This window comes from Curtobacterium sp. PhB128, from assembly GCF_004340725.1.
Taxonomy (GTDB): domain Bacteria; phylum Actinomycetota; class Actinomycetes; order Actinomycetales; family Microbacteriaceae; genus Curtobacterium.
The window spans coordinates 105,682-126,113 of record NZ_SLUR01000010.1 but is presented as its reverse complement, the minus strand read 5'-3'; the positions used below and the strand labels follow the sequence as shown (position 1 = coordinate 126,113).

General features: G+C 70.8%; 16 protein-coding genes. 2 read left to right on the top strand and 14 right to left on the bottom strand.

What is annotated here, in order from left to right; all coding sequences use genetic code 11:
• Positions 1-143: 143 nt before the first annotated feature.
• Positions 144-902 carry a MazG family protein gene (locus EDF23_RS16195; RefSeq protein ID WP_131922327.1) on the bottom strand — a complete coding sequence of 253 codons (759 nt, stop codon included), beginning with the start codon at positions 900-902 and terminating at the stop codon, positions 144-146.
• Between the two features lie 90 nt (positions 903-992).
• On the opposite strand from EDF23_RS16195, the gene nhaA reads away from it, so the two are divergent.
• Positions 993-2,171: a Na+/H+ antiporter NhaA gene (nhaA, locus tag EDF23_RS16190; protein ID WP_131922325.1), complete on the top strand. Its 1,179-nt coding sequence runs from the start codon at positions 993-995 to the stop codon at positions 2,169-2,171.
• Between the two features lie 171 nt (positions 2,172-2,342).
• Here the strand turns inward: nhaA and mfd are convergent, their stop codons facing one another.
• The 13 genes from mfd to EDF23_RS16125 all read right to left on the bottom strand — a co-directional run bounded on the left by mfd (position 2,343) and on the right by EDF23_RS16125 (position 19,142).
• Positions 2,343-5,951: a transcription-repair coupling factor gene (mfd, locus tag EDF23_RS16185; protein ID WP_131922323.1), complete on the bottom strand. Its 3,609-nt coding sequence runs from the start codon at positions 5,949-5,951 to the stop codon at positions 2,343-2,345.
• A gap of 70 nt (positions 5,952-6,021) precedes the next feature.
• Positions 6,022-6,606, bottom strand: coding sequence for an aminoacyl-tRNA hydrolase (pth, locus tag EDF23_RS16180; protein WP_123673012.1), 585 nt, complete (start codon positions 6,604-6,606; stop codon positions 6,022-6,024).
• 30 nt (positions 6,607-6,636) lie between these two features.
• Entirely contained in the window at positions 6,637-7,269 is a 633-nt protein-coding gene (locus tag EDF23_RS16175; RefSeq protein WP_123294728.1) for a 50S ribosomal protein L25/general stress protein Ctc, read from the bottom strand.
• 199 nt (positions 7,270-7,468) lie between these two features.
• Complete coding sequence (locus EDF23_RS16170; protein WP_243648965.1) at positions 7,469-8,836, bottom strand: RbtT/DalT/CsbX family MFS transporter; 1,368 nt, start codon at positions 8,834-8,836, stop codon at positions 7,469-7,471.
• Between the two features lie 402 nt (positions 8,837-9,238).
• Entirely contained in the window at positions 9,239-10,150 is a 912-nt protein-coding gene (locus tag EDF23_RS16165; RefSeq protein ID WP_131922321.1) for a hypothetical protein, read from the bottom strand.
• 15 nt (positions 10,151-10,165) lie between these two features.
• On the bottom strand, positions 10,166-11,518 hold the full coding sequence (gene manD, locus EDF23_RS16160; protein ID WP_243648964.1) for a D-mannonate dehydratase ManD: 1,353 nt from the start codon (positions 11,516-11,518) through the stop codon (positions 10,166-10,168).
• Positions 11,515-12,804 carry a mannitol dehydrogenase family protein gene (locus EDF23_RS16155; RefSeq protein WP_131922319.1) on the bottom strand — a complete coding sequence of 430 codons (1,290 nt, stop codon included), beginning with the start codon at positions 12,802-12,804 and terminating at the stop codon, positions 11,515-11,517. Before EDF23_RS16155 ends, manD begins: the two co-directional genes overlap by 4 nt.
• Positions 12,801-13,688 (bottom strand): sugar phosphate isomerase/epimerase, encoded by an 888-nt coding sequence (locus tag EDF23_RS16150; RefSeq protein WP_131922318.1) that lies wholly within the window; start codon positions 13,686-13,688, stop codon positions 12,801-12,803. The genes EDF23_RS16155 and EDF23_RS16150 overlap by 4 nt, the downstream gene beginning before the upstream one ends.
• Positions 13,685-14,890, bottom strand: coding sequence for a Gfo/Idh/MocA family oxidoreductase (locus EDF23_RS16145; RefSeq protein ID WP_131922317.1), 1,206 nt, complete (start codon positions 14,888-14,890; stop codon positions 13,685-13,687). Before EDF23_RS16145 ends, EDF23_RS16150 begins: the two co-directional genes overlap by 4 nt.
• Positions 14,887-15,726, bottom strand: coding sequence for a sugar phosphate isomerase/epimerase family protein (locus EDF23_RS16140; RefSeq protein ID WP_123294722.1), 840 nt, complete (start codon positions 15,724-15,726; stop codon positions 14,887-14,889). Before EDF23_RS16140 ends, EDF23_RS16145 begins: the two co-directional genes overlap by 4 nt.
• An 85-nt stretch (positions 15,727-15,811) precedes the next feature.
• Positions 15,812-16,771 (bottom strand): carbohydrate ABC transporter permease, encoded by a 960-nt coding sequence (locus EDF23_RS16135; protein WP_165901164.1) that lies wholly within the window; start codon positions 16,769-16,771, stop codon positions 15,812-15,814.
• Complete coding sequence (locus EDF23_RS16130; RefSeq protein ID WP_123294721.1) at positions 16,768-17,784, bottom strand: sugar ABC transporter permease; 1,017 nt, start codon at positions 17,782-17,784, stop codon at positions 16,768-16,770. The genes EDF23_RS16135 and EDF23_RS16130 overlap by 4 nt, the downstream gene beginning before the upstream one ends.
• The gene (locus tag EDF23_RS16125) at positions 17,784-19,142 is read right to left on the bottom strand and encodes an extracellular solute-binding protein (protein WP_131922316.1); all 1,359 of its coding nucleotides are present in this window, start codon (positions 19,140-19,142) and stop codon (positions 17,784-17,786) included. Before EDF23_RS16125 ends, EDF23_RS16130 begins: the two co-directional genes overlap by 1 nt.
• A 230-nt stretch (positions 19,143-19,372) precedes the next feature.
• Here EDF23_RS16125 and EDF23_RS16120 point away from each other — a divergent pair, with 230 nt between their 5' ends.
• On the top strand, positions 19,373-20,371 hold the full coding sequence (locus EDF23_RS16120) for a LacI family DNA-binding transcriptional regulator (RefSeq protein ID WP_131922367.1): 999 nt from the start codon (positions 19,373-19,375) through the stop codon (positions 20,369-20,371).
• The last annotated feature ends 61 nt before the right edge of the window (positions 20,372-20,432 follow it).

The following is a 20,432-nucleotide window of genomic DNA, read 5'->3' as shown; positions in this document are numbered from 1 at the left end:
CGATCGCGTGGGCACCGTGCTGCAGTGTGCCCCGCGACCCGAGCGGGTTCTGCGTGCACACCTCTCCCTGGGGGTGTGCCCACCCGCTCACGGGCGCCCTCCTTTTTCGGGTTAGGAGGGCGCCCTTCTCTTTCTCCGCGCACTCACTCCGCGGCGCGGCCGGCTTCCTCGAGCGCAGCGACCGCCACGCGGAGACTCGCGACCGGGTCGATCCCGTCCCGCACCGCTCCGGCGACCTCTTCCAGCATCGCGATCCCCCACGCCGTGTCCACCGCCCCCGCACCGTCGGCCGGTGCCGGCGACCCGACCGATGCCCGAGCGGTCCCCGCTCCGGGTGCCGCGGCCGACGTGTCGGACGTGCCACGGGCCTCCCGGTCAGCGACCGAGCCGAACGCGACGGGCGCGGTGGCCACGACCGACGCGACGGCCGTGTCGGCCGCACCGTGCTCGCTGAGGCGCTCCAGCAGCTTGACGGCCCGCTCCAGCGGCGGCATCGCGCGCGGGACGCCGTCGAGGGCGCTCGTCCGGGCCGACTTCTCCGCCGCCTTCGCCGCGCGCCACACCCGGACCACGTCGTCGACGGTGTCCGCGGTCTCGTCGCCGAACACGTGCGGGTGTCGACGGACCATCTTGTCGCGGACCCCGGCGGCGACGTCCTCCAGGGTGAACTCCCCCGCGCGTTCGGCGATCCCGGCGTGCAGGACGACTTGGTACAGGACGTCGCCGAGCTCCTCGCGGACGTCGTCCGGGTCGCCGTCGTCGATGGCGTCGACGAGTTCGTAGGACTCCTCGACCGCGTAGCGCGCGAGCGTGGCGTGGGTCTGCGCCCGGTTCCAGACGCAGCCCCCGTCCTCGGCGAGCAGGCGGTCGACGACGGTCACGAGGTCCGGTACGGCGGTCATCGCGCCATCGTCTCACCCACGTATGCTGGTCGTGGTGTGTCGGGAAGTCTGGTCGACGGACTACCACCCGACCCCTCGAGACGGAGATCCATGTCGTCCCTCGTCCGCTCCCCCCGCTTCAGCGCCATCGCGCTCCTGACCGCCGCCGTGCTCGGCCTGGTCGTCGCGAACTCTCCGGTCGGCCCTGGCCTCGAACGGCTGCTCGACGCGCACCTGCCGCTCGGTGCCGTCGGCCTCGACCTGTCGATCGCGCACTGGATCAGCGACGGCCTATTGGCGGTGTTCTTCCTGCTCGTCGCGATCGAGCTGAAGCAGGAGCTCGTCGACGGTGAGCTGTCGAACCCGAAGACCGCGATCATTCCCGCCATCGCGGCGGTCGGCGGTGTGCTCGTGCCGGCGGGCATCTTCCTGCTCGTCACCGCGGGCACCCCGTACACGCACGGCTGGCCGATCCCGACGGCGACCGACATCGCGTTCGCCCTCGGTGTCCTGGCGATGTTCGGTCGCGGACTGCCGAGCGGCATCCGGGTGTTCCTGCTGGCACTCGCCGTGCTCGACGACCTCATCGCGATCATCATCATCGCCGTCGTGTTCGCGCACGACACCGACTTCCTGGCCCTCGCCGGTGCCGTCGTCACGCTCGCGGTGTTCTGGCTGCTCGGCCGGATGCTCCGTCCGGGGCGCAACGGGCAGACGCTGCTCATCGTGGCGATGGTCGTGGTCGGGCTCCTGACGTGGTGGCTCGTCTACCACTCCGGCGTGCACGCCACGATCGCCGGCGTCGCGCTCGGGCTCGTGCTCCCCCGCCGTCCGGGCCACACCCTGCACGAGAACGTCGAGCCGTGGTCCAACGCGATCGTGCTGCCGGTGTTCGCGTTCGCGTCGGCCGCGGTGGTCATCCCCGCCGTCGGCATCGGCGAGCTCTCGCCCACGTTCTGGGCCGTCGTCATCGCACTGCCGGTCGGCAAGGTCATCGGGATCACGCTGTTCGGCGCGGTCGCCACGCGGATCTTCCGCTCACCCGGACGGTCGTCGTTGTCGTTCTTCTCGATCATCACCGTCGGGGTGCTCGGCGGGATCGGGTTCACGGTCTCGCTGCTCATGAACGAGCTCGCGTTCGCCCGGAACGAGGAGATCCTCGACGAGGGTGTGCTCGCCGTGCTCGTCGGCTCGGGCATCGCCATCGTCGCGTCGGCGGTCGTGGTCACGCTGCGGGCGCGGGCGTACCGCGGGCGGCGCGAGCTGTCCGAGGCCGAGGCGACCGAGTAGCGGGGCGCGGTTCCGGGCCCGCACCACCTTTGCGACGATCCACGCGTCGATCGACGCGTGGATCGTCGCGGACAGCGTGCGCGCGGTGGACGCGCCCACGAGCGGACAGGAGGCACGGTGCCAGCCCGCACCGTGCCTCCTGTCCGTCGCCGCTCGCGACCACTGCACCCCTTACGCGGCCGGCGCCTCCGCCGGCGTCGTCGCGCCGTACACGGCGGTGAGGATGCTCTCGACCCACTGGATCAGGGCGTCGTCCGGCAGCGCCTGGTCGTGCGGACGCGGCATCGGGATGCTCGCCGCGTTCTGCTGCGGGAACCACTTCGCGCCCGGGAACATCCGCTTGAGCCGCACCTGCGACGAGTCGGCGAGCTCCTTGCCCGCCACGCGCAGGTTCGACCCCATGACCACCACGTCGGACAGGCCGACCTGCTGCGCCATGCGACGCAGGCGGGAGACCTCGACCAGCGTCTGCACGGCCTGCGGCGGCTGCCCGTAGCGGTCGGTGAGTTCGTCGAGCACCATGTCGATGGCGTCCTGCTGCGCCGTCGGGGCCGAGGCCGCCGACAGCTTCTGGTACGCCTCGAGCCGGAGCCGCTCGGACTCGACGTAGTCCTCGGGGATGTGCGCGTCGACCGGGATCTCGAGTCGGAGCTCGGTCTGCCCCTCGGCCACGTCACCGCGGAACTGCGAGACGGCCTCGCCGATCATCCGGAGGTACAGGTCGAACCCCACGCCCGCGATGTGCCCGGACTGCTCGCCGCCGAGCAGGTTGCCGGCGCCGCGGATCTCGAGGTCCTTCATGGCGACCTGCATGCCCGCGCCGAGCTCGTTGTTCGCCGCGATGGTCTCGAGGCGGTCCTGTGCGGTCTCGGACAGGGGCTTCTCGGAGTCGTACAGGAAGTACGCGTACCCGCGCTCGCGCCCTCGGCCGACACGACCGCGCAGCTGGTGGAGCTGCGACAGCCCGTACTTGTCGGCCTTGTCGATGATGAGCGTGTTCGCGTTCGCGATGTCGAGACCGGTCTCGATGATCGTCGTCGACACGAGGACGTCGAACCGGCGCTCCCAGAAGTCGACCATGACCTGCTCGAGGGTGCTCTCGGACATCTGCCCGTGTGCCACGGCGATGCGGGCGTCCGGAACGATCTCGGCCAGGTGCGCGGCGACGCCCTGGATGTCCCGCACGCGGTTGTGCACGTAGAACACCTGGCCCTCGCGCAGCAGCTCGCGGCGGATCGCGGCGGCCACCTGCAGGTCGGACTGCGGCCCCACGAAGGTCAGGATGGGGTGGCGGTCCTCGGGTGGGGTGGCGAGGGTCGACATCTCGCGGATCCCGGTGACCGCCATCTCGAGCGAGCGTGGGATCGGGGTCGCCGACATCGCCAGGACGTCGACGTTCGTCTTGAACTTCTTCAGCTGGTCCTTGTGCTCGACACCGAACCGCTGCTCCTCGTCGATGATGACGAGCCCGACGTCCTTGAAGGTGATGCCCTGCGACAGGATCCGGTGGGTCGCGATGACGATGTCGACGGTCCCGTCGGCGAGCCCGGCGATGGTCTCCTTCGACTCCTTCTCGGACTGGAACCGGCTCAGGGCGCGCAGGTGCACGGGGAAGCCGGCGAAGCGCTCCTGGAACGTCTCCATGTGCTGGCGGACGAGCAACGTCGTCGGCACGAGCATGACGACCTGCTTGCCGTCCTGCACCGCCTTGAACGCGGCGCGGATCGCGACCTCGGTCTTGCCGTAGCCGACGTCGCCCGAGAGCAGGCGGTCCATCGGGATGGGCCGCTCCATGTCGCGCTTGATCTCGTCGATGGTGGTGAGCTGGTCGGCGGTCTCGGCGAACGGGAACGCCTCTTCCAGCTCGCGCTGCCACGGGGTGTCCGGGCCGAACGCGTGCCCCTTCGACGCCATCCGCGCCGAGTACAGCTTCACGAGGTCGACGGCGATGTCGCGGACGGCCTTGCGGGCCTTCGACTTGGCAGCGGACCAGTCCGAGCCGCCCATCTTCGACAGGGTCGGGGACTCGCCACCGACGTACCGCGAGAGCTGGTCGAGCTGGTCGGTCGGCACGAAGAGCTTGTCGCCGGGGTAGTTCCGCTTCGACGGCGCGTACTCGAGCACGAGGTACTCGCGCTGCGTCTTCACCGCGTTGCGGCCGCCGGAGCTGACCTCGCGGCTCACCAGTTCCACGAACTTGCCGATGCCGTGCGTCGCGTGCACGACGACGTCGCCCGGCTTGAGCTGCAGCGGGTCGACCACGTTCTTGCGACGGCTCGCGAGCTTCTTCACGGTGCGCGCGCCCTGCTGGACGCTCCGGCCGTAGAACTCCGCTTCGCTGAGCACGACGATACGCGGATCCGGGATGGCGAAGCCGTGCTCGACGGTGGCCGTCGTGACGATGGCGACACCCGGTTCGGGAGGCGCGGGCAGGACTTCGGCACGGGCTGCGACCCCGGCGTCGGCGAGGACCTGCACCGCCCGCTCGACCAGACCCTGGCCCTGGGCGGTCACCACGACCGCCCACCCATCATCGGTGAGCGCCTTGACGTGCGCGATCGCGCCGTCGGCACTGCCCGCGAAGCTCGGTACTGCCTCGGCTCGGACGCGGATGTACTCCCCCGCCTCGGCTGCTGCCTCGGCGTCGGTGAGCACGCGCGCGGTGTCGCCTTCGTCGAGACCGGAGTCGAACGGCGACACCGTCCACCAGGTGCGCTGGCCGCGGGTGTTCTTGAGCTGCTGCACGGTCAGGAAGTTGCCGGCGTCGAGGTCGATCGGCGCCTGGGCCCCGGCGACCGCGGCGCTCCACGCGGCCTGCAGGAACTCGGTGTTCGTCTCGGCCAGGCTGTTCGCCCGACCGTTCACCCGCTCGGGCGAGAACACCGCGATGGTGGCGTCCTCGGGCAGGTACGAGGTCATCGGGACGAGGTCCTGCACGAGCGCGGGGGCGAGGGACTCCATGCCCTCGACCGGGATCCCCTCGGCGATCTTCGCGAGCATCTGGGACAGGTTCGGGAACTCGTGGAGCATCTCGCGCGCCCGCTGCCGGACGTCGTCGCTGAGCAGGAGTTCGCGCGAGGCGGTGAGTTCGACCGAGCCCAGGTCGTCCTCGGTCGTGCGCTGGTCGGCGACCGAGAACGCCTTGACGGCCTCGATCTCGTCGCCGAAGAAGTCGACGCGGACGGGGTGGTCCGCGGTGGGCGGGAAGACGTCGAGGATGCCGCCGCGCACCGCGAACTCACCGCGCCGCGTGACGAGGTCGACGCGGGCGTAGGCCATGTCGACGAGCTTCGCGGCGATGGCGGCCAGGTCGTTGCCGCGCGAGTCGGTGCGCAGCACGACGGGTGCGAGCGAGGTCAGGTTTGCGGCGATCGGCTGCAGCGCTGCGCGGACGCTCGCCACGACGATGGTGGTGCGGCGGTCGGCGGCGTCGGCAGCGGACCAGGACGCGAGCCTGCGGAGCGTCGCGATGCGGGTGCCGACGGTCTGGGCACTCGGGCTGAGCCGTTCGTGCGGCAGGGTCTCCCACGCCGGGAACTCGAGGACGTCGGCGTCGGGGACGTAGCTGCCGAGGGCGTCGCGGACCGCTTCGGCTTCACGCCCCGTCGCCGTGATGACGAGCACGCACTGCGGCCCGTTCCGCTCGGCGAGCAGCGCCCCGAGCAGCGGGACCCGCAGGCCGTCGACGACCGAGAAGTCGGCGTCACGAGGCGCGGCGCGGAGCACGCGATCGAACGCGGAGGCGCGCGAGAGCGCAGGGATGATGCCCGAGATCGTCACTCAGGAGATGGTACCGGCCCCCACCGACACCGCCCGCGTGGTGCGCGACGGGCGAACACGGACGGCGAGGTCAGGACGGTGCGTGCACCCGCTGCTGCGCGGCGACGAGTCCGACCTCGGCGATCGCCTCGACCGCGTCCGCGGCGTCGGCCAGCAGGATGGGCAGCGACTTCTTCTCGGCTGCGGAGAAGTCACGCAGCACGTAGTCGGCAGGGTCCTGACGACCGGGCGGACGACCGATGCCGACCCGCACGCGCGTGAACTCGTTCGTGCCGGTGGCCTTGATGATGTCGCGCAGCCCGTTGTGCCCGCCGTGACCCCCGCTGCCCTTGAGGCGGACGGTGTCGAACGGCAGGTCCAGCTCGTCGTGCACGACGACGAGGTCAGCTGGGGTGGCGCTGTAGAACCCGAGGACCGACGAGACCGGTCCGCCGGAGGTGTTCATGAACGAGCCGGGCTTCGCGAGCACCAGGCGCGGTCCGCCGGGCACCAGGCGCCCCTCGGCGACCTGGTTCGGCGTCTTGTGCTTCTTGAACCGCGCACCCATGCGGGACGCGAGTTCGTCGAGGACCATCTGGCCGACGTTGTGACGGTTGCCGGCGTAGTCGGGCCCGGGGTTCCCGAGTCCGACCACGACCAGCGTTCGATCCGCCACAGCGTCGACCAGATGCCTTCGAAGGGGGTGTTACTCGGAGTCGACCGGCTCGGAGCCGCCCTCGGCACCGGCTTCGGCACCGGCCTCGGCCGAGGCCTCGTCCGCAGCGTCGTCGTCAGCGGTGCCACGCGGGGTGACGATCTGCACGACGAGCGCCTCGCCGTCGGTCTCGAGCTCGGCGCCCTCGGGAAGGGTGAGCTCGGCGGCCGTGATCTGCTTGCCGTCCTCGAGGCCCTCGACGTCGACGACGACGTGCTCCGGGATGTCGGTCGCGAGGACCAGCAGGGAGACGGTGTTCAGGTCCTGCACGTGGATCGTGCCGGAGAAGGACTCGCCCTCGATGACGACGGGCACGTCGACCGTGACCTTCTCGCCGCGGCGCAGGACCACGAGGTCGATGTGCTCGATGATCTGGCGCACCGGGTCACGCTGGACGTCCTTGACGAGAGCGAGCTGGGCCGCACCCTCGATGTCGAGGTCGACGACCGCGTTGGCGGTACGGACGAGCAGCATGGTCTCGTGACCGGGCAGCGAGATGTGCTTCGGCTCGGTGCCGTGGCCGTAGACCACTGCCGGGATCTTGTCGGCGGCGCGGAGCTTGCGCGCTGCACCCTTGCCGAACTTGGTGCGGACGTCCGCTGCGAGCTTCGTGTAGTCGGCCATGGTGCCTCCTGGTCTCGGGGGTCGACACCGGCGGTCCGGCATCGTGGGGGTCTGTGGTGTTGCAACTCGAACGCGTGCACGCGTGAGGAACGTTCCCTGGGCTGGGCCGGGTCTCCCACCGCGTCGATCACGGCCGCTGTCGCGGCCCTCGCCGAAGTCAATCACCGACTCTACCAGCACCCGCCGGGCGTGTCGTGCCTCAGTGCCCAGCGGCCACCGCCTCCTTCGGCACCTTGAGGAACGACAGCACCACGAAGGCGAGGACGTAGAGGCCGACGAACGTCCAGACCACGCCACCGGGCCCACCCCACGGCAGGACGGCGCTGACCACGGCGTTGCCGAGGAAGGTCGCACCGCCGGCCGCCGTGGCGTACATGGCCATCGCGGCGCCGCGGCGTTCCTCGCCGGCGAAGGCAGGGACGATCGCGCCCATGGGCGTGAACCCGGCGAGCATGATGCCGAACACCGTGCCCGCGGCGGTGGCGAGCCAGAAGCCCCACTCGGAACCGGCCGGCACCAGGTGCGGGACGTACCACCAGGCCAGCAGCCCGATCGCCGAGGCGCCGATGCCGAACCACTTGACGGTGCGGATCCAGCCGATGCGGTCGCCGAGGGCGCCGAAGAATGCGTTGAACAGGATGTTGCCGGCGTAGACGATCACCGTCATCGTGAGCCACTTCGACTGGCCCCACCCGAGCTCGGTGCCGATGATCGCCGGCATGATCACGAACATGCCGAACTCGGGCGCCGTGTTGACGAGCCGGATCAGGACGGCGAGCAGGACCTTGGGGCGCGTGATGCAGACCTCGATGCCGCTGGCGATGACCCGTGCGGCGGAGTGCGAGCGCGGGGCGATGCGGCCGAGCCCGGTCCGCTCGTGCACGCCGAACCGGACGATCACCCAGCCGGCCACGACCAGGACGAGCGACAGGGCCATCGACCACGTCTCACCCGTGTGGCCGCCACCGAACGCGGGGATGCTGCCGATCGCGATGAGCGAGCCGAGCGTCGGCAGGCCGCCGGTGAAGACGACGTAGAACCAGCCGACGGCCGTGGCGTTCCGGTCGCGCGCCACGGTGTGGTTCACCCAGCAGAGGAACGAGAAGGCGAACAGCGGGAAGCCGAGTCCGCGCAGGAAGTACGTCAGGGCGATCAGCCCGACCGACCCGGTGGGCAGTGCCGCGAGGAACGCGACCTGGAACACCACCCACAGGACGGCCCCGATCGTCATGACGCGGCGCGGGCCCCACAGCTCGGAGAGCACGCCGGCGAAGTAGGACGCCACCAGGACGGCGACGCCGTAGATGCCGATCACCATCGCGGCGCTGTCCGTACCGCCCGAGCCGAGGGCAGCGGCGATGTGCGGAGCGATGAAGTTCGACTCGATGCCGTCGCCCGTCATGAAGACGAGGACACCGAGGAAGCCCCAGCGCAGCGGGTGCGGGATGCCGAGGCGGGCGATGAGGCCCTCGCGCCCGGCAGACGGTGGTGCGGTGGCAGGTGGGGCGGTCGTCACGCCGTTCGGCGGGGTCATGGTCGTGGTGCGGTTGGTGCGGGGTTCCGACATGTGTCGTCTCTCCTGGAGGGGCCCCGGAGTGCTCGACCCGGCATCGCGGCATGTCTCCGGGGTGCGCCGCGCGCCACGCACCCGACCGCCCGCGCAGTGGCTGCGGGCGGTCGGGGCGTCGGCGATGATGCGAGTCCTGTACCCGGGGCGCCCCGTGCTGATGCGGAGACGGATCCCGGCGGACCATCGCCGGCCCGAAGCATGGTGTCCGACGTTAGACCGCTCCAACGCCGCTCGTCAAGAACGACAACTGTTGTGTAACGATCGGCGGTCGTGCCGCGCGGAGGCGGTCGTTCCGTGCGTAGTGGGTCGTTCCGGGCGTAGGTGGTCGTTCCTTTTGACCGAGTACGCCCGATTCGACCTTCCATCGCGCGCGTGATGGGAAGGAACGCTCCGCGAGGCTCAGCGGCCGAGGCTGCGCCGGTGCTCCTGCGCGGCCGCCAGCAGCTCGCGGGCGTCGTTGCTCGTGGCCTCGGCGGCGTCGCGAGCACGTTCGAGGGCCTCGATCTCCGCGGTCGCCCGATCGAGCTCGCGCTGCAGGTCGGCCCGGCGCTCCTCGGCCTGCTCGAGGTCCGCCTCCGCGGCGTCGACTGCGGCATCGGCGTCGCGCGACTCGCTCCGGGCGGCGGTCTCCGCCTGGCGTGCGGCCTTCCGCGCAGCGGCCGGGTCACGCTTGGGCTCGGGCTGGGCGTCCGGCTCCGGTCCGTCCTGGGGTTCCGTCTCCGTCGACCGGGAGGCACGGCTCGCCTTCCGCGCGCCCCTCGCCTGGGTGATCGGGATGGGTGGGGCATCGCTGCCGGACCAGGCGTCCGGCACCGCGTCCGGGTCCGCGAGCGCCCCGTCCAGGTCGACCGCGTCGAACCCCACGCTCTCCAAGGGCGTCACGAGCAGCCCCGAACGCACAGCGGCGCCTGCGTGCGGATCGGCCATCGCCGCTTCGATCGTCGCCCGCACCTGTGCCAGCACCGCCGCCGTCACCGGGTGTCCGGCGTCCGAGGCGAGGTCGGCCCCGGCCTGCGCCAGCGCCTCGATCACCTCGGAGCGTTGCTGTCGGAGTGTCCGGATCGCTCCGGGGTCGGCGTCGGCCTGGGCCTTGCGGAGGGCTGGCCCGAGGTCGACCGCGTCGTCGAGGGCGCCGTCGTGCGCGAGCAGGTCCACGACCCACGCTGCCGGTGCCGGCTTCCGGAGCTTCCCGATCGCCGCCGCCAGGGACCGGTCGTCCTTCCGGACCGCGCGTTGGCGAGCCGTGCGCTCGGCGACGAAGTCCCCCGGCGCGACGAGCAGCAGCTCCCGGGCGACCTCTGCGAACTCCACACCCACAGCTTGCCGCTACCAGTCGTGCACCGTTCCGTCGGCCAGGCGGTTGAACGGCAGGTAGGCCTGCTCGTACGGGTACTTGCCGGCCTCGTCGACGTCGAGGCTGACCCCGAGGCCGGGCTCGTCACCGGGGTGCAGGTAGCCGTCGGTGAAAGTGAAGGTCTGCTGGAACACCTGGTTCGTCTGCGGGCCGTGCTGCATGTACTCCTGGATGCCGAAGTTGTGGATCGCCATCCCGAGGTGCATCTGGGCGGCCAGGCCGACGGGCGAGATGTCGGTCGGCCCGTGGAACCCGGACTTGATCTGGTACATCGCGGCGTAGTCCATCGTCTTCTTGAGCGGGGAGATGCCACCCATGTGCGTGACGGCTCCGCGGACGTAGTCGATGAGCTGGTCGCGGATGATGTCCTTGAAGTCCCAGATCGTGTTGAAGACCTCGCCGATCGCGAGCGGCGTGGTGGTGTGCTGCCGGACGAGCTTGAGTGCCTCTTGGTTCTCGGCCGGGGTGCAGTCCTCGAGCCAGAACAGGTCGTACGGCTCGAGCGACTTGCCGAGCTTGGCGGCCTGCAGCGGGGTCATCCGGTGGTGGCCGTCGTGCAGCAGCGGCAGTTCGGGTCCGAACTCGTTGCGGACGGCCTCGAACACGGTGGGGACGTGGCGCAGGTAGGCGCGGGTGTCCCAGTCCTCCATGGCGGGGAAGGCCCCACGTTGCGCCGGCTCGAAGTCGTACCGGACGCCCTCGTTGCCCTCGGTGGTCTTGTTCGACGCGATGCCGTAGATGCTCTCGAGACCGGGGACGCCGGTCTGCACGCGGATCGAGCGGTAGCCCTCCTCCTGGTGCTCGCGGATCGAGTCGAACAGCTCGGGGAGTTCCTTGCCGGAGGCGTGCCCGTACGCCATCAGCCCGGTGCGGGAGGCACCACCGAGCAGCTGGTAGAGCGGCATGCCGGCGACCTTGGCCTTGATGTCCCAGAGCGCCATGTCGACGGACGCGATCGCCGCCATCGTGACCGGGCCACGGCGCCAGTACGACGAGCGGTACAGGAACTGCCAGGCGTCCTCGATGCGGCTGGCGTCGCGGCCGATCAGCAGCGGCACGACGTGCTCGGACAGGTACGCGGCGACGCCGAGCTCGCGGCCGTTCAGCGTCGCATCGCCGAGGCCCGTGACGCCGTCGGCGGTCGTGATCTTCAGCGTGACGAAGTTCCGGTTCGGGCTGGTGACGATGACCTCGGCACGCTCGATGAGCTGGCCGCGGTCGGCCGACGCCCACGTGTCCGGACGCCCGGAGGTGTTCCCGGTCGCCGCGCCGGTGTCGGCGGCGCCCGGCACCGGTGCCGCGGGGTTCGTGGTGGTGTCGGTCATGCGTGGACTCCTTCGTCGGTGCTCGTGGTGGTGCGTGCGGCGGTGCTCGCCGCACGGATGTCGTCGGCCGCCGCGGTGATCGCGTCGACCACGTCGATGGTGTCGAGGTCGGGGGCGATGACGCGCAGCACGTCGCGCACGTCCGAGTCTGCCCCGGGGGCTCCGTCGTCGTCCACGAGGTCGGGCTGCGTCGTGACGTGGAACCACCACGCGGCGATCGCGGTCGCGGCGCCGGGCCCGATGCCGGCGGACGGCTCACGCTCGAGTCGGTGCCGCACGACGTCGACGACCCGGACGGGCAGCTTCTGCGACCCGCCGGAGGCGATCTGCCGCAGGGTGTGCCGGATGCGGGGGTTCCGGAACCGGTCCACCAGGGCGGCACGGGCGTCGGTGACCTCGTCGGCAGGCAGCGGCAGTTCGCGGGCGGCCTCGTCCCACAGCTGCTCGACGGCGGCACGGCACACCGGGTCGTCCACGGCCGCGGCGACGGTCTCGTGCCCGAGCTGGAGCCCGAGGTACGCGAGCAGCGAGTGCGAGCCGTTCAGCAGCCAGAGCTTCCGCTGCTCGTACGGGGTGACGTCGTCGACGATGCGCACGCCGGCCGTCTCCCACGCGGGGCGGTCGATCCCGTCGAAGGCGTCCTCGAGCACCCACTCCGCGAAGGGCTCGGTGACGACGGGCACCCGGTCCCCGGTGAGCGCTCCCCGCAGGGCGGCGAGGCCCTCGACGTCGGCGTCGGTGGTCGCGGGGGTGATCCGGTCGACCATCGACGACGGGAACGAGACGTGCGCCTCGATCCACGCGCGCAGTCCGGGGTCGGTGGTGGCACCCAGCACGGCTTCGCGCAGCACCGCGCCGTTGTGCGTCAGGTTGTCGAGGCTGACGAGCGCGATGCGCCCGCCGCCAGCCGTCCGCCGGGCGTCGAGCCCCGTGACCAACCGGGCGGGGACGTCGGAACCGGACCGGTAGCCCTGCTCGGTGACCGTCAGCGTCACGATGGTGGTCTCCGGGGACGCGACCACGTGCCTCCAGGCCGTGTCGTCGCTGCCCGGGTGGGCGGCCACGATCGTGTCGACCACCTCGGCGTCGTCGCCGGACGCAGCACGCGTGACCAGCGTGTACCGGCAGTCCTGCGCGGTGAGGGCGTCGGCCGCCGCGGGCGAGCGGCCGGTGAAGGCCGTGATGCCCCACGACTCCCCCGTGGTGTGGGCGGTGTACCAGGCGAGGTGGGCGCGCGCGAACGCGCCCACCCCGAGGTGGACGATGCCGGGGCGGCGATCGGTCATGCCGACACCGGGACGAGGGACCGCAGGTACGCCAGGTTGTCGGCGGTCCGGGCCTCGAGCGGCAGGTCGGTGGAGAAGTCCTCGATGGTGACCCAGCCGTCGTAGCCGACCTGGCGGAGGGCGTCGAGGTACTCGGAGACGGACGCCTGCCCGGTGCGCAGCGGCGCCCACTCGTTCTGCCAGATCGTGCTGCCGTCGGCGCGGGTGTCGCCGGTGTCGACCCAGCGGGCGTTCTTCACGTGGGCGTGCGCGAGGTACGGGCCGAGGAGCTCGAACGCGGCGAGGTGGTCCTCCTGCCCCTCGATGACCAGGTTGCCGAGGTCGTGGATGACGCCGATGTGCTCCGGGTCGAGGCCGTCGACGAGCCGCAGCGCCGCCGAGGCCGAGGGCGTGATCGTCATGTGGTGCAGCTCGACGAGCGCCTTGACACCGAGCTCGGTCGCCCGGGTCACCGCCCACTCGAGGTCGGCGCGGGTGCGGTCGAAGATCTGCCCGTACGTCTCGCCGGTGCGTTCCTTCTCCTGCCGGTACATCGGCATCGAGACGCGGACCTGGCGGGCGCCGAGCTCGCTCGTGACGCGGAGCATCGTCTCGACGCCCTCGTGGTCCGACGCCTGCTGGTACCCGCCGATGCCGGAGTACTCGAGGCCGGCGGCGTCGGTGATCCGCGCGATCTCGCCGACGTGGTCCTGGACGCCGGTGAACTGCCACGTGGAGTTGTTGCCGGCCCAGAACGAGCGACCGGCGGGCACGACGGTGCCGTCCGCGGGGCGGTCGTCGACGATGCGCCACTCGACGCCGTCCCAGCCCTGCTCGGCCAGCGTCGAGGCGGCCTGCGACGGGGTCCAGTCGGGGGTGGAGGCGGTGAACACGGAGAACTTCATCGGGTGGCTCCTTCGGTCGCGGTGTCGGACGTTGCTGCAGCGCCCACCACGGGCACCACGTCGTCGTACTTGCCCTCGATCACGTCGTCGATCCGGACGGGTTGCCCGAGCGTCGCGCTGACGTACAGCCCGCGGACGGTGGCGAGCGACACGAGGGCCGCGTCGACGGTCACGCCGGGCTCACGGCCCTCGCGGATCGCGGCCACGATGTCGGTGTACTGCCGACCGTGCCCTGCGGCGAAGTGGTCGGGCTCGGCAGGGCCGCCGACGACGTGCTCCGGCGGGACGACGTCGTCCTTCTGGTCGACCGCGCCCGCGACCGCCGAGGCGTTCGAGGTGGTCGACGCGGACTCGAGGGTCGCGGCGTCGGGTGCGATGTGGAAGTAGGCCAGGCGGTCGTCGTCGACGATCGCCGACCCGTGCGTGCCGTACACGGCGTAGCGGGCGGAGAGGCCCGGGTACGCGGCGGTCGTGCAGTGGATGACGCCGAGCGCGCCGCCGGCGAACCGGACGGTGGCGACGGCGGTGTCCTCGACCTCGATGCGGTCGTGCGCGAGCAGCCCGGTCTGGGCCGAGATCTCGACCGGACGGCCGAGCGCCCAGACGAGCAGGTCGACGGTGTGCACGCCCTGGTTCATCACGGCGCCACCACCGTCGAGCGCCCAGGTGCCGCGCCAGTCACCGGAGTCGTAGTAGCCCTGCGACCGGTACCAGGCGACGCTCGCCAGGCCGGAGGTCACGGTGCCGAACCCGCCGTCGTGGGCGGCTGCGGCGACGGCGGCCGAGGCCGGGTCGAAGCGGTGCTGGCTGATGACGCTCGTGACGAGTCCACGGTCGCGTGCCGCTGCGGCGAGCGCGGCGATCTGCCGGGCCCGGGGCATCGTGGTGTCGAGGGGCTTCTCGATGACGACGTGCTTGCCGGCGGCCAGGGCGGCCTCGGCGAGCTGCACGTGCATGCCTGAGGGCGAGCAGATCGCGACGACGTCGATGTCGGTCTGCGCGATCGCTTCCTCGATGGTGGACGTCGTGACGGGGCGGGTGACGCCCATCGCCTCGATCTCGTCGGCGGCGCTCGTGGCGGCGGCGGGGATCGCGTCGACGAGGGCGACGACCTGCAGGTCCGGGTGGTGGACGGCGACCGTGGCGTGGTGGCGTCCGATGACGCCGGCGCCGACGACTGCCAACTTCAGTGGGGTGGTCATCGCAGGGTGACTCCGATCTGGTCGGTGAGGGTGCGGAGGGCACGACCGGCACGACCGAAGGCCGCGGGGCCGGAGAACCCGCCGAGGGAGGTGAAGTCGCTGAGGTGCGGCTCGAGCGAGGCGTAGCCGGAGTACCCGGCGTCGCGCAGCGCGGTGAGGGTCTGCAGCAGTTCGCCGTCACCCTCGCCCGCGGGGACGACCGACGAGTCGGCGGCCAGTGCGTCCTTGACCTGCAGGTAGTCGACGTAGGGCGCGAGCTGCGCCCACCCGTCGGTGAACGGCTTGACGCCGCACTGCACGTAGTTCGCGTTGTCCCAGGCCAGTCGGAGCGCCGGGGACCCGACGCTCTCGACGATGTCGAGCACGCGCGAGGGGACGTCGCCGTAGATGTCCTTCTCGTTCTCGTGGAGCAGGGTCACGCCCTCGCGTGCGGCGAGGTCGGCCAGGGCGCGCATCCGGACGAGGACGTCGTCGCGGACGTCCTCCGGCTGCCGGCCCTCGAAGTAGAACGAGAAGATCCGGATGTTCGTGGTGCCGAGGGCGTGCGCGGCGGCGATCGCGCGACCGAGCCGTCCGACCTCGTGCTCGACGGGCTCGTCGACGGAGACCTTGCCGATCGGCGAGGCGATGGCGGACACGGTCTGTCCGCGCTCCTCGAGCAGGCGGTGGAGTCCGGCGAGCTGGTCCTCGTCGAGGTCGACGACGTTCACGCCCCAGGCGCTGCGGACCTCGATGGCGCTCGCGCCGAGCGCCTGCAGGACCGCGACCTGGACGACGGGGTCTGAGTCGATCTCGTCGCCGAAGCCGGAGAGTTCCCACGTGGGCTGGTCGGTCATGGTGTCCTTTCGTGTCGGACGGGAGGCGCGTGGCGGGGCCGCCACGGGCCTCCAGTCCGGTTCTGGGTTGCGGTGACTGCCGCGCTCACTTGACGGAGCCGGCCGTCAGACCGCCCACCAGGTAGCGCTGGAAGATGAGGTACAGGGCGACGACCGGCACGGCGCAGACGATCGAGGCGGCCATCATCTGGCCGTAGATCGGGACAGCACCGCCCTCTTGCGCGGTGCCGAGCACCTGCAGGACCACGGCCACCGTCCGGGTGTTCGGGGTCGTCATGATCGTGGAGAACAGGACGTCGTTCCAGCCGAGCAGGAAGGCGAAGATCGCCGAGACGACGATGCCGGGCCACGACAGCGGCAGGACGATCTTCGTCAGGATCTTCGTGCTCGAGGCGCCGTCGATGCGGGCGGCCTCCTCGAGTTCCTTGGGCAGACCACGCAGGTAGGTGACCATGACCCAGGTCGAGAACGGCAGGGCGAACGTCAGGTAGGTGACGAACAGACCCCAGCGGGTGCCGATGATCTGCACGCCCGTGGCGCTGGCGATGTTCGAGAACACCACGAACACGGGCAGCAGCAGGAGCGTGCCGGGGATCGACTGCAGCGCGAGGAGCCCACGCAGGATGGTCAGGCGGCCGAGGAACCGGAACCGGACCAGCACGTACGCGGTGGACACGGCGAGCGCCGCACTCGCGATGGCGACCGCGCCGGCGGTGAGCATCGAGTTGACCAGCCCCTCGCCGAGGGCGACCGTCGACCAGATCTCGACGTAGTTCGACAGCGTGAACTCGGACGGGAAGTACTCGCCGCGGGCGACCGCGACGTCCGAGTTCACCGAGCCGAACAGGATGTACAGGACCGGGACGGCGATGAACGCGATGATGATCGCGATCACCACGATGAGCAGCCAGCGGGGCAGGAGCCGGGTGACGTCGGTGTCGTAGGGGCGCTTGTGGCGTCGACCGGGTGCGGTGATGCTCTCGGTCAAGGTCGACGTCGGGCGGGTCCGGGTGGTGCCGGCGAAGGATGTGCTCTGGGCGCTCATGCTCGTGCTCCGTCGATGTCGGCGGCGGTCGGGGCGGCGGCGAGCGTGGCGCGGTCGGCGCGGCGCTGCTTCCGGTTGGGGCCCGCGTCGTCACCGGTGTCGAGCTTGACGGCTCGCAGGTAGACGAACAGCGGGATGGCGACGATCACGAGGGAGCAGATCGCCATGGCCGCGGACAGACCGAAGCGGAACGACTGGAAGCTCGCGATGTACGTCAGGACGGGCATGACCTCGACGCTCGACGGCAGCGGGATGCCGAACAGCACGAACGGCAGGGTGAAGTTGTTGATGTTGTGCAGGATCGCGATGATCACCGCCAGGCTGAGCGGGCCGCGCAGGTACGGGAAGATGATGTAGCGGAGCTTCGCCCACCAGGTCACGCCGTCGAGCGCGGCGGCCTCGTGCACCTCGTTGTCCACGGCCTGCAGCCCGGCGAGCGACAGCAGGTAGACGAACGGCCAGCTCGTCCAGATCATCACGCCGGCCAGCGCCCAGTACGACGCGGAGCCGTTCAGCCAGAGCACGTCGGTGTGCAGGATCGAGTTCACGACGCCCTGCGGCTGCAGCATCGTGCGGAAGAACGTGCCGACGACGAACGCGGGCAGCACGTACGGGATCAGGTAGATCGACCGGACGAGGCCGCGCCCCGGGAACCGGTTCTGCGTCGAGATCGCGGCCGCGACGCCGATCGGCACGGTGACCGCGGTGACCAGGACGGACAGCGACACCGAGATCCAGATCGAGTGGAGCAGGGGCGAGTTCGTGAAGGCCTCGGTGAAGTTCGCGAAGCCGATGAAGGGGGCGCTGAACCACTGCCGCAGCGTGTACTGGTCCAGGTCGAGCATCGCGATGTAGAAGCCCACCAGGAGTGGCACCACGATGACGGCGAGCATGAGGACCCCGCCGGGGATGAGCATCCAGAGCGGACGCTCCTTCTTGTACAGCGGCGTCGTGCCGTGCGGGCGGACCGTCTGCTCCGTGCGCTGCGGCGGTCTGGTCTGGGTGCTGGTCATCACAGACCTCCGTTCTTCTGACGGTCGAGGGTGGACTGGGCGTCCTTCTGGGCGTCCTGCAGACGCTTGCGGAGCTGGTCGTCGGTGACCTCGCCGCTCTTGAGCGACGGGATCGACTGCACGACCACGTCGACCAGGGCGAGCTGGATGTCGGACCAGGCGCCGGTGAAGGCGGTGGGCTTCGACAGGCGGCCCGCGTCGATGATCGGCTTGAGCTGCGGGTTGTCGGCCGCCAGGTCAGCGGCGGCGGACGCGTTGGTCGGCAGGTTGCCGAACAGGTCGTAGTACTCGAGCTGCGCCTTCGGTGCGCTGAGCTGCTTGACGAAGTCGAAGGACAGCTGCTGCTTCGTGCCGTAGTCGGCCACCACCCAGTTGTCACCGGACAGGATGCTCGCGGCCTCGATGCCGTCGGCCGGGCGCTCGCTGGCCCCCGGCGGGACGGTGGGGAGCAGGGCGAACTCGTACTTGCCGTCGACCTTGGTGTCCTTGAACGAGTTGATCGCGGTGGTGGTCGTCATCGGGAAGAACGCGGCCTTGCCCTCGGTGAACTGGGCCAGGGCCTGCGCGTTGTTCCAGCCGATCGCGGCCTTGTCGACGACGCCGTCCTTCGTGACCCAGTCGAAGTAGGTCCGGTACGCGTTCTCGACGGCGTCGCTGTCGATCTCGGCCTTCCCGTCCTTCGAGACGATGGTGTTGCCGGCGTTCTGCGCCATGCCCCACACGAACTTCCACGGGTCGAAGCCGTCGGCGTAGGCGATCGCCAGGCCGTGCCGGCCGTCACCGGTGGTGGCCTTCGCGTCCTCGGTCAGCTCGTCCCACGTGGTCGGCATGTCGGTGATGCCGGCCTTCGCGAGGAGGTCCTTGTTGACGGCCATCACGAACGGACGGCTGGCGAACGGGATCCCGATCTGCTTCGAGTCACTCGGCCCCGAGATGCCGAACGAGGCCGGGTCGAACTGGTCCTTGCCGCCGATGGCCTTCCACTCCTTCGATCCCATCTCGACGAAGGCACCGGTGGCGTAGGCGGTGGGGGTGAACGTGGTGCCGATGGCGTAGACGTCGGGGCCCTGGCCGGAGATGACGCTGGTCTGGATCGCGGTCAACTCCTCCTGCGCGGACGAGTAGGTCTCCCACTGGATGTCCGCACCGGTGGTGCGCTTGAACTCGGCAGCGGTGTCCTGCTGCCACTGCTTGCGCTCCTTGGGGTACGTGGTGTCCGCGCCCATCATCACGCGGAGGGTGTTCGGGTCGTCGCCGCTGCCGTTCACGACGGCGCAGCCCTGCAGGGAGAGAGCGGCGAGGGCGATCACCGCGACGGCACCGACGAGGGTGCGGGGCTTCAGCCGTGTTCTGTTCATCCGGGGGCTTCCTCCTCGAGACCTCCTCCGGGCGGCGCTGCCCGGTGGCACCACTGTTCCGCCGTTGGCAACATCCGGCAACCGGTTGCCACTTGTTGCCAGACGCGAATACGTTCGGCCTCGTGAGCGACACAGACATCGACGTCTCCGGCGCCGGCAGCGGCTTCGGCACGCGATCCGACGCGAGCGCCGACACGAGCGCCGGCGCCGGCTTCAGCGCCGCCCGGCGCGTGACCATCCGGGACATCGCCGACGCGACCGGTGTGGCCCCGTCGACCGTGTCCCGTGCACTCTCGCTGCCCGACCGCGTGAACCACGCCACGCAGGAGCGCATCCAACGCGCGGCCCGCGAACTCGGCTACGTCGCCAACTCGCAGGCACGCGCCCTGACGTCCGGCCGCACCCGGGCCGTCGCCGTGCTCGTCTCCGACATCACGAACCCGTTCTACTTCGACGTCATCCGCGGTACGCAGCACCAGCTCGCCGGCGCCGGGTGGACGCAGTTGCTCGTCGACACCGAGGAGTCCGCCGACGCCGAACTCGCCACCCTGAGCTCGATCGGCGCGAAGGCCGACGGCGTCGTCCTCACCGCCTCACGGCTGTCCGACGCCCAGATCGCCCGGTTCGCCGAACGGATCCCCCTCGTCGTCGTCAACCGTCGCCCCGCCGGGGTGCCCTCGGTGCTCATCGACACCCCCGGCGGCGTCGAGCAGGCCGTGCAGCACCTCGTCTCCCTGGGCCACCGCGACGTGCTCTACGTCGCCGGTCCGGACAGCTCGTGGTCGAACGAACGCCGGTGGAAGGCGCTCGTGCGCGTCGCGAAGCGCCTCGGGGTCCGCGTCGCCCGCATCGGGCCGCACGCGCCGTTCGTCGACTCCGGAGCCGCAGCCGCCGACGCCGCCGTGCACGCCGGGGCCACGGCCTGCATCGCCTTCAACGACCTGATCGCGATCGGCATGCTCGCGCGGCTGCGGGAACGGGGCGTCCGCGTCCCCGAGGACATGAGCATCGTCGGCTGCGACGACATCTTCGGTGCCGACTTCTGCAACCCGCCGCTCACCACCATGACCTCGCCGATCGAACGCGCCGGCCGGGTCGCGATCCGGATGCTGCTCGGCCGGCTCGGTGCGATCCCCGCCGACGAGCTGCCCGGTGAGCACGTGACCGGCGCCGTCGCACTGCCCACCCACCTGACCGTCCGGGAGTCGACGGGTCCCGCGCCCGCCTGACACCGGCGCACACCCTTCCCCGCCGTTCTCCCGTTCCCCGCCGTCCCGGCCGTTCCCCGAA

What these genes read in the sequence shown, in the direction of transcription:
- EDF23_RS16125 (WP_131922316.1), bottom strand. Translation starts at nt 19,142, where the DNA reads ATGAACAGAACACGGCTGAAGCCCCGCACCCTCGTCGGTGCCGTCGCG.
- EDF23_RS16140 (WP_123294722.1), bottom strand. Translation starts at nt 15,726, where the DNA reads ATGACCGACCAGCCCACGTGGGAACTCTCCGGCTTCGGCGACGAGATC.
- manD (WP_243648964.1), bottom strand. Translation starts at nt 11,518, where the DNA reads ATGACCGACACCACCACGAACCCCGCGGCACCGGTGCCGGGCGCCGCC.
- EDF23_RS16135 (WP_165901164.1), bottom strand. Translation starts at nt 16,771, where the DNA reads ATGAGCGCCCAGAGCACATCCTTCGCCGGCACCACCCGGACCCGCCCG.
- EDF23_RS16175 (WP_123294728.1), bottom strand. Translation starts at nt 7,269, where the DNA reads ATGGCCGACTACACGAAGCTCGCAGCGGACGTCCGCACCAAGTTCGGC.
- EDF23_RS16130 (WP_123294721.1), bottom strand. Translation starts at nt 17,784, where the DNA reads ATGACCAGCACCCAGACCAGACCGCCGCAGCGCACGGAGCAGACGGTC.
- nhaA (WP_131922325.1), top strand. Translation starts at nt 993, where the DNA reads ATGTCGTCCCTCGTCCGCTCCCCCCGCTTCAGCGCCATCGCGCTCCTG.
- EDF23_RS16150 (WP_131922318.1), bottom strand. Translation starts at nt 13,688, where the DNA reads ATGAAGTTCTCCGTGTTCACCGCCTCCACCCCCGACTGGACCCCGTCG.
- EDF23_RS16155 (WP_131922319.1), bottom strand. Translation starts at nt 12,804, where the DNA reads ATGACCGATCGCCGCCCCGGCATCGTCCACCTCGGGGTGGGCGCGTTC.
- EDF23_RS16145 (WP_131922317.1), bottom strand. Translation starts at nt 14,890, where the DNA reads ATGACCACCCCACTGAAGTTGGCAGTCGTCGGCGCCGGCGTCATCGGA.
- EDF23_RS16195 (WP_131922327.1), bottom strand. Translation starts at nt 902, where the DNA reads ATGACCGCCGTACCGGACCTCGTGACCGTCGTCGACCGCCTGCTCGCC.
- EDF23_RS16170 (WP_243648965.1), bottom strand. Translation starts at nt 8,836, where the DNA reads ATGTCGGAACCCCGCACCAACCGCACCACGACCATGACCCCGCCGAAC.